15 protein-coding genes are annotated in these 13,802 nt (G+C 62.0%); 3 read left to right on the forward strand and 12 right to left on the reverse strand.

Annotated elements, in window-relative coordinates:
* Positions 1-348 precede the first annotated feature (348 nt).
* Complete coding sequence (locus NKJ89_RS08530; protein ID WP_502904119.1) at positions 349-1,389, forward strand: LacI family DNA-binding transcriptional regulator; 1,041 nt, start codon at positions 349-351, stop codon at positions 1,387-1,389.
* 409 nt (positions 1,390-1,798) lie between these two features.
* Positions 1,799-2,002, forward strand: a complete 204-nt coding sequence (locus NKJ89_RS08535; protein ID WP_352601557.1) for a CsbD family protein — start codon at positions 1,799-1,801, stop codon at positions 2,000-2,002.
* 202 nt (positions 2,003-2,204) lie between these two features.
* On the opposite strand, the gene NKJ89_RS08540 is transcribed toward NKJ89_RS08535, so the two are convergent.
* The 10 genes from NKJ89_RS08540 to NKJ89_RS08585 form a co-directional block, all read right to left on the reverse strand.
* Positions 2,205-3,116 (reverse strand): ABC transporter permease, encoded by a 912-nt coding sequence (locus tag NKJ89_RS08540; protein WP_352601559.1) that lies wholly within the window; start codon positions 3,114-3,116, stop codon positions 2,205-2,207.
* Positions 3,113-4,213, reverse strand: a complete 1,101-nt coding sequence (locus NKJ89_RS08545; protein ID WP_352601561.1) for an ABC transporter permease — start codon at positions 4,211-4,213, stop codon at positions 3,113-3,115. The genes NKJ89_RS08540 and NKJ89_RS08545 overlap by 4 nt, the downstream gene beginning before the upstream one ends.
* Complete coding sequence (locus NKJ89_RS08550; RefSeq protein ID WP_352601563.1) at positions 4,210-5,730, reverse strand: ABC transporter ATP-binding protein; 1,521 nt, start codon at positions 5,728-5,730, stop codon at positions 4,210-4,212. The genes NKJ89_RS08545 and NKJ89_RS08550 overlap by 4 nt, the downstream gene beginning before the upstream one ends.
* 3 nt (positions 5,731-5,733) lie before the next feature.
* Positions 5,734-6,831 carry a BMP family ABC transporter substrate-binding protein gene (locus NKJ89_RS08555; RefSeq protein WP_352601846.1) on the reverse strand — a complete coding sequence of 366 codons (1,098 nt, stop codon included), beginning with the start codon at positions 6,829-6,831 and terminating at the stop codon, positions 5,734-5,736.
* 26 nt (positions 6,832-6,857) lie between these two features.
* A complete protein-coding gene (locus NKJ89_RS08560; RefSeq protein ID WP_352601565.1) occupies positions 6,858-8,237 on the reverse strand; it encodes an amidohydrolase in 1,380 nt (459 codons plus the stop codon).
* Position 8,238: 1 nt separating this feature from the next.
* Positions 8,239-8,898, reverse strand: coding sequence for a glutathione S-transferase family protein (locus NKJ89_RS08565; RefSeq protein ID WP_352601567.1), 660 nt, complete (start codon positions 8,896-8,898; stop codon positions 8,239-8,241).
* A complete protein-coding gene (locus NKJ89_RS08570) occupies positions 8,895-9,740 on the reverse strand; it encodes an aromatic ring-hydroxylating dioxygenase subunit alpha (protein WP_352601569.1) in 846 nt (281 codons plus the stop codon). Before NKJ89_RS08570 ends, NKJ89_RS08565 begins: the two co-directional genes overlap by 4 nt.
* A complete protein-coding gene (locus tag NKJ89_RS08575) occupies positions 9,737-10,390 on the reverse strand; it encodes a Rieske 2Fe-2S domain-containing protein (RefSeq protein WP_352601571.1) in 654 nt (217 codons plus the stop codon). The genes NKJ89_RS08570 and NKJ89_RS08575 overlap by 4 nt, the downstream gene beginning before the upstream one ends.
* Positions 10,391-10,483: 93 nt before the next feature.
* The gene (locus NKJ89_RS08580; RefSeq protein ID WP_352601573.1) at positions 10,484-10,807 is read right to left on the reverse strand and encodes an acylphosphatase; all 324 of its coding nucleotides are present in this window, start codon (positions 10,805-10,807) and stop codon (positions 10,484-10,486) included.
* Positions 10,808-10,997: 190 nt separating this feature from the next.
* Positions 10,998-11,588, reverse strand: a complete 591-nt coding sequence (locus NKJ89_RS08585) for a DUF308 domain-containing protein (RefSeq protein ID WP_352601575.1) — start codon at positions 11,586-11,588, stop codon at positions 10,998-11,000.
* 280 nt (positions 11,589-11,868) lie between these two features.
* Here NKJ89_RS08585 and NKJ89_RS08590 point away from each other — a divergent pair, with 280 nt between their 5' ends.
* Positions 11,869-12,798 carry a LysR family transcriptional regulator gene (locus NKJ89_RS08590; protein ID WP_352601578.1) on the forward strand — a complete coding sequence of 310 codons (930 nt, stop codon included), beginning with the start codon at positions 11,869-11,871 and terminating at the stop codon, positions 12,796-12,798.
* 273 nt (positions 12,799-13,071) lie between these two features.
* On the opposite strand, the gene NKJ89_RS08595 is transcribed toward NKJ89_RS08590, so the two are convergent.
* Both NKJ89_RS08595 and NKJ89_RS08600 read right to left on the reverse strand, forming a co-directional pair.
* Entirely contained in the window at positions 13,072-13,485 is a 414-nt protein-coding gene (locus tag NKJ89_RS08595) for a hypothetical protein (RefSeq protein ID WP_352601580.1), read from the reverse strand.
* 72 nt (positions 13,486-13,557) lie between these two features.
* A complete protein-coding gene (locus NKJ89_RS08600) occupies positions 13,558-13,794 on the reverse strand; it encodes a hypothetical protein (protein ID WP_352601582.1) in 237 nt (78 codons plus the stop codon).
* Between the last annotated feature and the right edge of the window lie 8 nt (positions 13,795-13,802).

The raw sequence follows: 13,802 nt of genomic DNA on the forward strand, positions 1-13,802 counted from the left end.
GCGCATTCTTGTATTAGTAAACAGTATTAGTTTCGAGGTGGCATCCGGGACGGGATTGCGGTTTCGCGGCGCATCTGGCGCGAGCAGTCGCCTGGCTGCAACAACGCCCGGACTTTGTGGCGCCTGAGTTGTGAGTTGTCCAGATTCGCATGGCGAGTGGACCTCAAGGTTGCTAATAGATATAAATGGCTTGTCGCGATTTCTATAAGCCGACAACGTCCACGCCATCTTGGCGGCCCGACAGGCCGTCGCCAGACGGGCTGAGGGAGCGACATGAGCGATAGTCCGGCCATCGACAAAGCGAGGCGCCGCAAGGCGCCGGCGAAGGGCGCCAGGGGTCGTGTCACCATGACCGATATCGCCAGGGCGGCCGGATGCTCGCAGGCGACCGTCTCCTTCGTGCTCAACAATTCGCCAGGGATCAAGCTGTCGCAGCAGACCCGCGAACGGGTGATCGAGGCCGCGCGGACCCTTGGCTATACGGCGCCCGCCTTCTCGGCGCTTCACCCGGCGTTGCCTGCCTTCAAGGAGCCCGCCTTCGAAGGACTCGACGGTGTGATCGGCTTCGTCGTTGACCAGCTCGCCACCAGCCCGGAAGCCGTCGTCGCCATCGAGGGCGCGCGGCAGGCCTCGTGGAATGCCGGAAACGTGCTCTTGGTGGCGCAGACGCTGGGCGATGCCGTCATGGAGCCGCGGGCCATCGCGGCACTCACCAAGCGGGGCATTTCGGCGCTGATCTACATGACTATCTTCACCCGGGAGATCACCGCGCCCGATTACCTCTACGGCCTCGATATCCCGGTGATCCTGCTCAACTGCTACACATCGGACTACGCCTTCCCGGCCGTGGTGCCGAGCGAGATCGCCGGCGGCCAGAACTCGACCCGCCATCTGATCAGCCACGGCCACCGCCGCATCGCAACCATCACCGGCGAGCCGTGGATGCAGGCGGCACAAGACCGGCTGAAGGGCTACCGCCGCGCACTCGCCACCGCCGACATCCCGTTCGATCCCGAGCTGGTGGTCGAGGGCGACTGGTCGGCCAGTGCCGGCTATGCCGCGACCGTCAAGCTGTTGGCGCTGAAGGACCGTCCGACCGCCATCTTCTGCCAGAACGATCGCACCGCGATCGGCTGTTACGAAGCGCTGAAGGAAGCCGGCCTGCACATCCCCCAGGACATCTCCGTCGTCGGCTACGACGACGAGGAAATCGCCCGGCACTTGTTCCCGCCGCTGACCACCTCGATCCTGCCGCACATGGCTATGGGCCAATGGGCGATCGAGCAGCTGGAGGCGCCGGCGGTGCCGGGGCGAGGACGGTATCCGATCACCAAGCTGGAGTGCCCGCTGGTGGAGCGGGAGAGCGTGCGGGCCGTGGTGGCGGTGTGATAGAAGATATCGCATCACCGCCGAACCGATCGTTGTTCAGCTGCCTCGCCTTGGCCTTGTCCTTGGTAGGTCGCATGGCTGCCCGCCAACGCGGCTTCTCGGACACGCTGACTACGTAGTTCGTTACCGGTTTGTCGGTCATCGCTTCCCTTGGTGAGTTGATAAAATAAAGCCCGCGCCTCTGGCGGAGAGCGCGGGCCGATCGGGGCTGTCGCCCCAATCTTCAGCAGGCGATGGAGGGCACCGCCTGCCGCACACATCAACATTTAGAAACTGCTAATGTTCCATCGAGGCTGTTTGATCGAAACGAAATCCGCTTCCAATCGCGGTTGTCGCTTCTCGGCATTGTAGCGGAACCCCACGGCCGTACGACCGTTTTTCCACCAGAGAAACGAAGGAGTTCGCCACCATGGACTGGAACCGCGTCGAAGGAAATTGGAAGCAGGTCAAAGGCAAGGTGAAGGAACAGTGGGGCAAGCTCACCGATGATGATCTCGATCGCATCGCCGGCAAGCGCGATCAGCTCGAAGGCAAGATCCAGGAACGCTACGGCTTGGCGAAGGATCGCGTACGCCGAGACATCGACGAATGGTACGGCCGACAAGGCTGGTAGACAGCTTTGAGCCAATCAATTTTGAGGCGTTATGGATTGCGCCGCTTTCGTTGGAGCGATCTCGACGATGCACGCGGTTCTCGACCGCCACGGGTTTGGTCGAGCGCCGTAAATTTTTGCCAGTCGCTGCCTGATTGCCTGCGAGCAGTCGACCACCAAGGGCGCTTCAACTTGCGCCGAGCTTCGCAAATCCACATCGTGGCTAGCGTTCGAAGGGTTCGCCAAGCGAGGCGACGCCGTTCAGCCTGAGCAGGCGGCGGTCCGCCGAGATGATACCGAGCACGACGATCGTAACGAGATAGGGAAGGCTGGAAAGCAGTTGCGACGGCACGTCCAGACCGGTCGCCTGGGCGGCGAGGCTCATCAACGAAACCGCGCCGAAGAGGCAGGCACCCAGGAAGATGCGGCCAGCAAGCCAGGTGCCAAAGACAACGAGTGCGATCGCGATCCAGCCACGTCCGGCAATCATGCCATCCGCCCAAAGGGGCGTGTACACCGCCGCCGCATAGGCGCCGGCAAAACCCGCCATCATGCCACCAAAGGCTATCGCCGCGACACGGATGGCGATGACCGGATAGCCGATGGCGTGGGCAGCCTTGGGATTCTCGCCGATCGCCCTCACGACAAGGCCGACCCTCGTATAGGCAAACATCGCCCAGATCGCGAACGTCGCGGCAAGGGAAAGCCATACGACGACGTCTTCGACAAACAGCCTGCCGATTACCGGGATTTCCGAGAGGCCGGGAAAGGCAAGCTTCGGCAGCCCCTTGACCGTCAGGCTCTCGTAGGTTTTGCCGAATAGCGCCGAAAGGCCCTGGCCGAGGATGCCGATCGCAAGGCCTGTGGCGACCTGGTTTGCCCTGAAACCGAGTGCCAGCACTGCAAAGACGAGGGACAGGACGGCGCTGCCGAGGCCGGCGGCGACGAAGCCTAGCAGGTGTCCACCGCCGTGGTAGACGACGATGAACGCGAGCACCGCGCCGAGGGCCATCAGGCCCTCCACGCCGAGGTTAAGGACGCCGGCGCGCTCGACCACCAGTTCGCCGAGTGCGGCAAGCAGAAAGGGGGTTGCGGCTGCGAGCATGCCCGAAATAATGAACTCGACGGCGTTCATGGCTGGCTCCGGAGATGGGGGCGGCGCCACTCGATGCGGTAGCGCACGAAGGCCACAGCGACGAGATAGGCGAGCAGCAAACTGCCTTGGAAGACGCGGACGGCGGCGATCGGCAGGTTCGCCGACACCATCGCATTGTCGCCGCCGATATAAAGGACGGCCATGAAGAGCCCAGAAAAGATGATGCCGACCGGATGCAAGCCGCCTAGATAGGCGACGATGATGGCCGCATAACCGTAGCCGGTCGAGATCGAGCGCTGCAACTGGCCGAGCGGCCCCGCGACTTCCGCGGCGCCTGCCAGTCCCGCCACGAAGCCGCCGATCAGAAGCGACAGCCAAATCGCACGCGCTTCGCTGAAGCCGGCGTAGCCGGCCGCGCGCGGGGCAAGGCCGCCGACCTGGAGCTTATAACCCATGAAGCTTCGCTGCATGAAAACCCAGGCCGCCAGCGAGAGCGCGAGTGCGATGAGCAGCGAGACGTTGACGCGGGTACCCGCGATCAGGGTCGGCAGCATCGCGTCGTTCTGAAACATCACGGATTGTGGGAAATTGAAGCCGGCCGGGTCCTTCCAGGGGCCGAGCAGCAGGTAGTTGAGGACTTGCGCGGCAACGAGGCTCAGCATCAGGGAGACCAGGATCTCGTTCGCATTGAACCTGACGCGCCAGAAGGCGGTGATAGATGCCCAAAGCGCACCTCCGAGGGCCCCGAGAAGCAGCATCAGCGGCCAGATCCACTGCCCGGTCGCCTGCGGAAACCAGACAGGGATCGCCGAGGCGAAAATAGCGCCGAGGATGAACTGGCCCTCCGCGCCGATGTTGACCACTTTTGCTCGAAAACCGATCGCCAGCCCCTGCGCGATGAGGAGAAGAGGCCCGGCCTTGAGCAGCACCTCCGCGAACGATGTCCAGGAGAGGAACGGCTCGAGAAGCATCGCGTACAGCACGGCCGCCGGATCGCGGCCTATGAGCGCATAAAGGCCCAGATTGAGGATGATCGCCATGCCAAGCGCGGCAACCGGGGCCAGCATGGCCGCGACGAGCGAGGCATGCTCCCGGCGGACGAGCGCGGGGAGGAACGTCGCGGCCGAAATGTTCATGCAGGAACCTTCTCTGGCGAGGCATGAGCGCCGATCATGTATCGGCCGATGTCTTCGGGGCGCGTGTCCCGCGTGACCAGAGGCGGACTGAGCATCCCATGATGCAGCACCTGGATGAAATCGCAGAGTTCGAAAAGTTCCTCGAGTTCCTCGGAAATGACGAGGATAGCCATGCCCTCGTTGCGCAGCGCAATGAGCCGCCTTCTGATGGCGGACGCAGCGCCGATGTCTACGCCCCAGGTCGGCTGCGCCACGAAGAGCAGTTTTGGCGAGAGCATCATCTCGCGACCGACGATGAATTTCTGCAAGTTGCCGCCGGACAGCGAGCCCGCTTCGGCAGCCGGGCCGGAGGCGCGGACGTCGTGCTGGCGGATGCATTCGCTGGTGAAAGCCGTCGCTCCGGCGTTGTCGATGAGGCCGTGCCTCACGAGATCGAAAGGATGGGCGGTAAGAACGGTGTTGAGCACGAGCGACATTTCAGGGACCGCGCCGCGTCCGAGCCGGTCTTCGGGCACGAAGGCGAACCCTACTCTCCTGCGCGCCGCCGCGTCGAGTGTGCCTACGTCGCGGCCCATCATGTAGATCCGGTCGCGCTGTTCCTTCAGCATCGCTTCGCCTGAGATGAGCGCGGCAAGTTCGCCTTGGCCATTGCCCGAGATTCCGGCAATGCCAAGGATCTCGCCTGATCGTACCGTGAGGCTGATACCAGAGAGCGGCGTGGCAAAGGGGTCATCGGGCGTGTAATCCATGCCGATTATTTCCAGCCGCTTCTCCCCCTCGGGCATGGCCAATGCCGGCATCACCTCCGGCATGTCGCGGCCGATCATCATGCGGGCGAGGTCGTGCGTATCGTGGTCGCGCGGGTCGACGGTGCCAGTAACGCGCCCTCCACGCAGGATGGTCGCCCGGTCGCAGATCGTGCGAATTTCCTCCAGCTTGTGGGAGATGAAGAGGATGGACACGCCGCGGTCGCGAAGGCGCCTGAGCGTTTCGAACAGCTTCTTCACCGCCTGCGGCGGCAGCACCGAGGTCGGCTCGTCGAGAATGAGCAGCTTCGGATCCGTCATCAGGCAGCGGATGATCTCCACCCGCTGCCGCTCGCCGACCGAGAGCGCGTGCACATCGGCGAGAGGATCTACTTCTAGGCCAAAATCTTTGCCGAGGGTGCGGATGCGCCCCGCCAGCTCCGCTTTGCTGCCGAGCACGACGAGCTGGATGTTCTCGACAACGGTCAGCGTCTCGAACAGCGAGAAATGCTGAAAGACCATGCCGATGCCCCTGCGCCTTGCCTCGGCCGGCGAGGCAAGGCTCAGGAGCTCTCCGTTCCAGACGACGGTGCCCTCGTCCGGCTGTTCAACGCCATAGATGAGTTTCATCAGCGTCGATTTGCCCGCCCCATTCTCCCCTAGAATCGCATGGATCGATTGGGGCGCCACGTCCAGATCGATGGCCTGGTTGGCCCGGACTTGGCCGTAGCTCTTCGAGATGCCGCGGAGCGACAGAAGGGGCGGGGTCATGACTTACTTGGGCAGCGGTGTGGTGACACCCTTGACGTGCCAGTCCATCGCGACGATCTCGGGATCCGCTATCGTCGCCCCGGCGGCGGCGGCTGCGCTGCCGTCGGCCTTGGAGATTGGACCCGTGAAGGGCGAGAAGCTGCCGTCGGCGATCTTCGCCGCCACTTCCTTGATCTTCGCCATCGTGTCGGCCGGGATATCCGAGTTCCAGTCCACGACCTCTACCACCTTTTCGGCGACGCCGAGGAAGGCGTTGGCGCCCTTGAAGGTTCCGGCGATATGGGCATCCACGGAAGCCTTGAAGAAGGGCGACCAGTCCGTCGCGATGCAGCCGAGATATTTCTTCGGCGCATATTTCTTCATCGACGAATTGAGGTTGAACGCATAGACGCCGGCCTCCTCGCAGGCCGAGATGACCGAGGGCGTATCCTGCGCGTTCGAGAAGATCACGTCGCAGTTCTGTGCCATCAGCGCCTTGGCGGCTTCCTGTTCCTTGGCCGGGTCGAACCAGGAGTTCACCCAGACGACCGAAACCTCGATAGCGGGATTTACGGTCTGCGCGCCGAGCGTAAATGCGTTGATCGAGGTGATCAGCTCCGGAATGGCGAAGGCCGAGACCGAGCCCAGCTTGCCGGTTTTGGAAAGAGCTGCGGCGGCCATGCCGAGCAGGTAAGTGCCCTGGAAATATTTCGCCGCGAAGGGCGAGAAATTCGGCGCGGTCTGGAAGCCGGAGGCATGCAGCACAGTGACCGAAGGATCGCGGCGGGCGATCTGCAGTGCGCCATTCTGGTAGCCGAACGAGCCGGCGATCAGGAACTTGTTCCCGTCGGCGACGGTCTTGTTCATGATCCGGTCGGCGTCCGGCCCCTCGGCGATGTTCTCGATGACGGTGATTTTCACCTTGTCGCCGTATGCGGCCTTGACCGGCTCGAGGCCGGCGGCGAGCGCATGGCCCCAGCCGACATCGCCGACCGGCGACGGGAGCACGAGCGTGATACCCAGCGGCTCGTCGGCCGCAAAGGCGGGACGGCCGCCAAGCGCGCCGGCAAGCCCCGTCGCGGCAAGGCCCTTCATTAGAGTTCTGCGGGTCAGGTAGTTCAGCATGTCAGTTCCCCTTTTTTAAGTTGTCAGAATTCCACCGTAGCAAGCGCGGCTTCCGCGTCCGCGGCAAGCCGGGCCTCGTCCAGCCCGGCAAACGCACCCTTTTCCCAGACGATGCGGCCGTTGATCATGGTCATGTCGGTTGGCATGCCGATGCCGACCTTGGCAATCAGGCTCAACGGATCGTGGCGCGTGCCGACATAATCCATGCGGCGCGTGTCGATCGCGAAGAGATCGGCGGCCATGCCGGGCGACAGTCGGCCGATGTCCTTGCGACCGAGAAGCGCGGCGCCGCCAGTTGTCGCATAGCCGAGGAAATCGGCCGGCGCGGGCACCGGATGAGCGCGCGTCGAGGCCGCCAGGCATTGCAGCATGTAGGCGGAATGGATGCAGTGCATGAGGTTGGAATTGTCGTTCGAGGCGGCACCGTCGCAGCCGAGACCGACGCGCAGGCCGAAGGCGGACATGGCGGGAATATCGGTCACCTGCGCACCCACCAGATAGACCGGCTCCGGGCAGTGCGAAACGCCGGTGCCGCTCGCCGCCATCACCCGCAGTTCGTCATGCGTCAGCTCCCAGCAATGGGCATAGAAAGTGTCTTGGCCGGCAAATCCGAGTTCCTCGAGATAGTCCACCGTGCGCATGCCATGGCGGGCTTCGATGACCGGGCTTTCGCCCTCGCCGACATGGGTGTGCATCTGCAACCCGCGATCGCGCGCCAGCGAAACCGATTCCACGAAGGTTTCGCGGTAGCAATTGACCGGCTGGCAGGGAGCGACGACGACCTGGCGCATGCTGAAGGGGCTGGTGTCGTGATAAGTGTCGATGAGGCGAGCGCAGTCGGCGATGAATTCGTCCGTGGTCTCCAGCATCTCGTCCGGAATGGTCGAGCCTTCCGACTTCGGCAGCGTGTTGCCGCCGCGGCCCGCGTGGAAACGCATGCCGAGAAGATCGGCCGCTTCGAACTGCCGGTCGATGAGCCGCTTTCCGGCATGGCGGGGAAAATTGTACTGGTGGTCGAAGGCCGTGGTGCAACCGTGCTTGATCATCTCCGCCATCGCCGTGACCGAGGCGTGATAGAAACAATCCTCGTTAAGCCGGGAGAAGATCGGATAGATCCGGTCGAGCCATTCGATGACCGACAGCTTCGTCCAGTCGAGCTCGGCACGGTTGCGCACGAAGCATTGGAAGAAATGATGGTGCGTGTTGACGAGGCCGGGATAGACGAACCAGCCGTCGGCGTCCTGCACGATGGTGCCGGCCGGCAGCTCGCCCCTGTGCAGGCCTTCCCCGATTGCCTCGATCCGCGGCCCAATCGTCAGCACATCGACATTGCGCCGGACGCTCGGACCCTTGCCCTCATCGGTGATGACCGCCGCGCAATTCTTCAGGAGATAGCCGGTCATCTCACGCCTCGTCCGGGCATGGTCGCGGTTCGGGCTTCAACTCGTGCAGCCGGTGGATACCGGGCATCTCGATGAAGTTGTCGAGGCTGCGGAGCGCTCGCGACCAGAGCCGGATCGTGGGATACGGGTCGAGGGAAACGCCTCCGTCGGGCGCCAGCGCGACATAGGGAAAGCAGGCAATGTCGGCAATTGTCGGGCGGTCGGACGCGAGAAACCGATTGCCACGCATTTTTTGTTCGAAGAGGCCGGCTTCCAGTTCACGCAGTGCCGCTATGCCATTGGCCTGGAGCGCACCGATGTCACCGGGGCGCAGCAGCATCTCGTGCAGGCGCGCGCCGCCGAGGCTGGCGGTCAGCCTGTGCGAGAAGGAAAGCCATTGCTGGATGCGCGCCGTCTCCTCGGGGGCGCCGCTGCCGAGCCAGGCCGGTGCTGCCTTCGCGGCGAGATAGCCAAGCATGGCGGAAGATTCGGTCAGGATCAGGTCGCCGTCTTCAAGGATCGGGATGGAGCCTCCCGGATTAAGCGCCATAAGCTCGGGGCCGCGATGCTCGGCGCCGGGATGGAAGTCGACCGGACGGATTTCGAGCTTCACGCCTGACAGCGCCGCCATCAGGCGCACCTTGTAGCAACTTGGGGAGAGGACGTAGTCGTAAAGCCTCATTGTGCCACCAGCTGCGCGCCGTAGGTAAAATTGTGGCGTTTCAGCCAGCGGCGATAGGCGACCGAAGTCAGGTCGGCGCGCGTCGGGATTTCCATGCCGGGATCGAGCGGCAGAAGCCGCGGGATCTGGTTTTCGAGGATCGAGCGGTCCTGCAGGAAAATCGTCTGCTGGAAATGGATGAGGTCGGTCAGTGGGGTCTCGTCGTCGAAGAGCGCCATCCACGGCCAGACGTCGCAGAGGTCCTCCGCAAGCGGCTGGACGAACAGCGCGATGACATCCCATTCGCCCGGGCGCGGCGGGCAGGTCTTGTAAAGGACCGAGCAGGTCGGTGCCGGCACGCGGTACATATATTCCGTCGTGATACCCCCGCTCGCCGATTTCGCCGCCTGCGGCTGGTAGAACTTCACCTGGGTTGCCCAGACCTCGTCCTCTTCCTCGCGGATCTCGACCTTGTAGTCTTCGACCTCGGTATGCGGCTCCGAGCCGAGGATATCGGTATGGACGAAGGGGAAGTGTGCGATGTCGAGAAAGTTCTCGACGGCGCGGAGCGGCGAGCAGCGCACCCGCACCACACCGACATCGACGAAGCGGCGCCCGGGCTGGTCCGCCTCGGGAATCGGAAACACCGGTTTCCTGGGTTCGCCGAGCGACGACCAGACATGGCCATAGCGCACCGAGACCGGCAGCACGCGCCCGTTTTCGCCTGTCACTTTCGCCGCGCCATTGGCGTCGAGCGCAACCTTGATCGGCGCGCCCATCAGGGTGGTCTCGCGCCCACCGCGGTCGAGCTGGCTGAAAAGCCCGACCGGATACCATTCGTCGCGCATCGCATCGTCGTTCATGACACGGCCTCTTTCGCCTCGATCCGTTCGGCCATGCGCCGAAGGCTCTCGGCGGCTCGGGAGGCGGCAATGCGCTCGGACGCACCGCAATCGGCTGGAACAAGGACATGGACCAGCGTCTCGCCGGTCTCCTGCGGGACGGGCAGCAGGCGGATTGCCGGCGCGCCGGGCGCCTGCCAGACGAATCCTTCAACGGCGACCTTCGTTCCGGCAGCCGCAGAGAGCGCCGAACCTCCGGCACGGACCGTCAATGAACGGAGCGGGACGTAACTCTCGAAAAGCGGTGGCTTGCCGTCGGGCTCTCCATCAGCAACCCAGACGATGCCGCCTGCCTCTTCGACCGACCGGGTCGCAACGCGAATCGTCTCCGGCGGCGTGAGGCTGGGATGGGCGGGAATGCGCAGACACCGACCGGCCTGCGAATAGGTCCAGCCGTGATAGATGCAGGAGAGCGCCTCGCCGCGCACGAAGCCATGGGAGAGGCGCATGCCGCGATGCGGACAGCGATCCGCCGATGCCGCCAAGCGCCCCGATTGGCTTCGCCAGAGGGCAATGGGACCGGCGGGCGTCCGCGCCGGCATTACCTGTCCTGTCGGCAGATCCTGGGAAAGGGCGACCGGCACCCAGGTGTCCGTCTTGTCGGACAGCATGACCTTACTTTCCGTACTGATACCACTGTTTGCCGGCCAGAGATGCCAGCGCAAGGAGTTGGCGAACCGCTCGGTAGTCTGACGTATGCATAATTATTTCGCAACTGCAACATTGATTAAATTAAGTGCAAACGGACGGTAACCACGCGCAAAGCCATGTGTTTTTTGCTCGACAGGCGCGCGGTCGATCGTCTCGACCCAGACCTCGATGGGCCCGAGCGAACATCCCATCTCCATCATGTCGATCAGTTCCGCCGCACCGGCAATATCGAGCTCGATGCGATCGGTACTTGCATGAGTGACATGGTGCGCGAGACCGAGTTTGGTCGCATGGCGCATGATCCAGGGCACGAAGGACGCGGGTTGGAGCTGGCCGCGAATGGTCATCCGCTCATGGTGCTCACCTTGCTTCATCATGACGGACCTCGCGGCTTTGGTATCATGGTCAGCAGCATAGCGTCTGACTGAACGGGCGGAAGTGGTAATCGACGCGTGCGATTGCAGCGACCCCATACGCGAACGGCTGCGAGGGGCGAAAGGGCATAAAAAGCCAAAGCCGAATGGTTAGAGCCGCGCCTGGCCGGACTGGCGTGGCTGGCGCCGCGTCTTAGCTCGCGGTGCGAATCCCGCCTTTTCGGGCATCGCTGATGGCGAGCCAGATGGCCGAGACGGCGAAATAGAAGGCGCCGAACGCCGCATAGGGGGCGATGTTGGCGATGCCGACCGGATCTGGTCCGCGGGCCATCAAGATCATGAAGACGCCTGCAAGGGCGGACTGGGCGCCGCTCAGGATCATCGCCCACTGGGCGCCGAAGGATTTCCAGCGGCCAACGGCGGTGGCGAGTTGAAAGATGCCGGAGAAGCCGGCCCAGATGCCGAAGACGACCAGCACGCTGTGCATGCTGCTGCGAAGTGCGACAGCGACGGCGATCGCGGTGAGAATGCTGAAGATGAAGTTGAGCAGCTGCGATTTGTTGCGGCCGAGGCCGCCGCTGCGCTGGGCATCGATGAAGTTGGCGAGCGCGTCCCAGGCCGGATAGCCGACGAGCATGATCGCGGCGAGCGGTGGCACGCTCTTGGCGACCGAGAAGGCAATCACGACCCACGCCGCCGAGAAGGCGAACCGGGTGAAATAATAGCGCTTGAGCCAGCCCGAGGCGGACGGGGCGGGTCGGTGTTCGACCGTCTGCGTAACCATGTCGAGTCTCCTATTCATTGCCTACCAGCTAGAAGACGGATCGTCGGCACGGAAATCGTTTGTTCAAATACCAGCAATCCAGCTCGGATATTCCTCGCAGGAATCCCTTGATCATCAGTCCCTTGCCGCGAGGGCGCCGAGTTAATCTGTAATCTGCGAACCCCCCACGACATCGGCAGAGAAGGCTCCGCGCTAACCAGGTGGTTTATTTGCATTGGTGCTCGAACGGACCTAAAAAGCCAGAAACCCTCGCTCTTATCGGCACATATTGGAGGAGCGGATGCATCTTCGAGGGCTCGATCTCAATCTTCTGGTTGCGCTCGATGCGCTCCTCACCGAAAGGAATGTCACCCGCGCCGTGGAGCGCATTCACATCTCTCAGCCCGGGATGAGGGCGGCGCTGCGGAAGTTGCGCCACCATTTCGCCGATCCGCTGCTAGAGCAAATCGGCCGCAATCTCGAGTTGACCGCCAGGGGCCGCGCGCTCGCCGACCCTGTCAAGACTATTCTCTCTCAGGTCAGCGAGCTTAACGATCAGTCGACCAGCTTCGATGCGTCGGCCGCGCGACGTGTTTTTCGGATTTCTGCGACAACCTACTGCTGCGAGCTTCTGGCCACGCATTTGATATCTCGGCTGCGGGAGATCGCTCCGCTGATCAGCGTGCAGTTCGAGGAGCTGTCGGCGGATACCGCAGACCGCATTGTGGACGGCCAGATCGACTTCGCGATCACAATCTCAGCCAGACTGCTCGACAAGATGCAGGCCTATGACGAGTTCATACGGTCGGAGAAACTATTCACCGACAAGTTCGTTGTGGCGATCTCCAAAGATAATGCGCACACCGCCGAGACCATCACTTTCGACGAGCTATGTGTGATGGGATATATCGAGACTCGGTTTGGCGGGGTGATCGCTGGCGTCGCTGAGCAGCTTTGGCGCCAGCAGCCTAAGCAACCGCACACATGCGGGTGGCTGCCGAACTTCCATCTCACTTTGAATACGGTCGGCAGGACTGATATGGCGACGATCCTGCCGTCGCTGCTGGTTGCGATGCAGAGCGACCGCTACAATGTGAGGGCGCTTCCAGTGCCCTTCGAGATGCCGATCATCGAGGAACGGCTCTACTGGCACAGGCGGAACGACAGTGATCCCGGCCATCTATGGATGGAACGGACGCTCGAAGAGGTCGCTGCCAGTTTCATAACTTGAGAACTGACGATCACGCGACGCCTCAGCGTGATCTTCCAGAGATCATCGCGCCAAGCGAAAGCTTGTGCGATTTTGCCGCCGACTGCCGCATCACCACCGTGGCGAAAACCGCCAATTCGCCAACAACGGTCAAAGTGGCCAGTAGTCCGGGAAGCTGAGTTATAGCAGTGTATAATCGCCACAGGCCGGTGGATTTGGACAACAACTCTGGAAGCCGAGCCGGGGGGCTAGCCGACAACAACTCGCCATCGGACGTGCGCGCACTCGCGTCTATCAGTCGCCAAGTCTCCCCCCGCGGTGGCCCGTCATCATCCGGGAAGCATACATCGTGGGCGAGCGCTTACCCGGCATATTGGCTTCGAGAACGATCTGCTCGACGAACCCCTGGTTCGTTTCGAATTCAATGCACTCATCAAGCTTGTCGACTATCCAAAGCATGTATCTGTCCCCCACACTCGGCTTTTTCTTGTCATAGCCGCAATCGTCGAGTGGAATTTCTTGAGGAAAGGCTGAGATCAGCATGATTTTCGGTTTTGGTAAATCATAGCACTGTCCTTCATAGGAATAACCAACAATAATGCCACAGGAAAGAAATTTCCCTTCCCTTGCTGCCTCTTCGAGTGTTACTAATGTTGATAAAGCAATTTTTCCAAACTTTCGCGTGTCGAGTACAATTTGGTACGACATTCCTGTAGGCAATGGAAACGGCGGTAATGTAATAAGCTTCTTGAATATTTCTTCATCAGATAATATATTTCTTCATTTACCTCTTAATTCTTCTACAATTTTCTTAACTTCTGCGTTTGCTTTTTCATCTTTTTTGGGATCACCCGTCGACATGTTTGACGAAATACTTGTGTTTTTTGTGCCGACGGCCTTTGAGCTCCCTGGGAAAACGAGACCGCCACTCCCGGGGATGCCGTAGAGCCTTACTTGGCTGGCGTTATATGCGCCATCGGGAAAGGTCAGTGTCGGTCGGTGAAAATCGTCGCTCATGTCGTTAC

The sequence above is a fragment of the Mesorhizobium sp. M0047 genome (genome assembly GCF_040323315.1).
GTDB lineage: Bacteria > Pseudomonadota > Alphaproteobacteria > Rhizobiales > Rhizobiaceae > Mesorhizobium.

What these genes read in the sequence shown, in the direction of transcription:
- NKJ89_RS08540 (WP_352601559.1), bottom strand. Translation starts at nt 3,116, where the DNA reads ATGAACGCCGTCGAGTTCATTATTTCGGGCATGCTCGCAGCCGCAACC.
- NKJ89_RS08585 (WP_352601575.1), bottom strand. Translation starts at nt 11,588, where the DNA reads ATGGTTACGCAGACGGTCGAACACCGACCCGCCCCGTCCGCCTCGGGC.
- NKJ89_RS08550 (WP_352601563.1), bottom strand. Translation starts at nt 5,730, where the DNA reads ATGACCCCGCCCCTTCTGTCGCTCCGCGGCATCTCGAAGAGCTACGGC.
- NKJ89_RS08535 (WP_352601557.1), top strand. Translation starts at nt 1,799, where the DNA reads ATGGACTGGAACCGCGTCGAAGGAAATTGGAAGCAGGTCAAAGGCAAG.
- NKJ89_RS08575 (WP_352601571.1), bottom strand. Translation starts at nt 10,390, where the DNA reads ATGCTGTCCGACAAGACGGACACCTGGGTGCCGGTCGCCCTTTCCCAG.
- NKJ89_RS08560 (WP_352601565.1), bottom strand. Translation starts at nt 8,237, where the DNA reads ATGACCGGCTATCTCCTGAAGAATTGCGCGGCGGTCATCACCGATGAG.
- NKJ89_RS08530 (WP_502904119.1), top strand. Translation starts at nt 349, where the DNA reads ATGACCGATATCGCCAGGGCGGCCGGATGCTCGCAGGCGACCGTCTCC.
- NKJ89_RS08570 (WP_352601569.1), bottom strand. Translation starts at nt 9,740, where the DNA reads ATGAACGACGATGCGATGCGCGACGAATGGTATCCGGTCGGGCTTTTC.
- NKJ89_RS08580 (WP_352601573.1), bottom strand. Translation starts at nt 10,807, where the DNA reads ATGATGAAGCAAGGTGAGCACCATGAGCGGATGACCATTCGCGGCCAG.
- NKJ89_RS08545 (WP_352601561.1), bottom strand. Translation starts at nt 4,213, where the DNA reads ATGAACATTTCGGCCGCGACGTTCCTCCCCGCGCTCGTCCGCCGGGAG.
- NKJ89_RS08595 (WP_352601580.1), bottom strand. Translation starts at nt 13,485, where the DNA reads ATGTCGTACCAAATTGTACTCGACACGCGAAAGTTTGGAAAAATTGCT.
- NKJ89_RS08565 (WP_352601567.1), bottom strand. Translation starts at nt 8,898, where the DNA reads ATGAGGCTTTACGACTACGTCCTCTCCCCAAGTTGCTACAAGGTGCGC.
- NKJ89_RS08600 (WP_352601582.1), bottom strand. Translation starts at nt 13,794, where the DNA reads ATGAGCGACGATTTTCACCGACCGACACTGACCTTTCCCGATGGCGCA.
- NKJ89_RS08590 (WP_352601578.1), top strand. Translation starts at nt 11,869, where the DNA reads ATGCATCTTCGAGGGCTCGATCTCAATCTTCTGGTTGCGCTCGATGCG.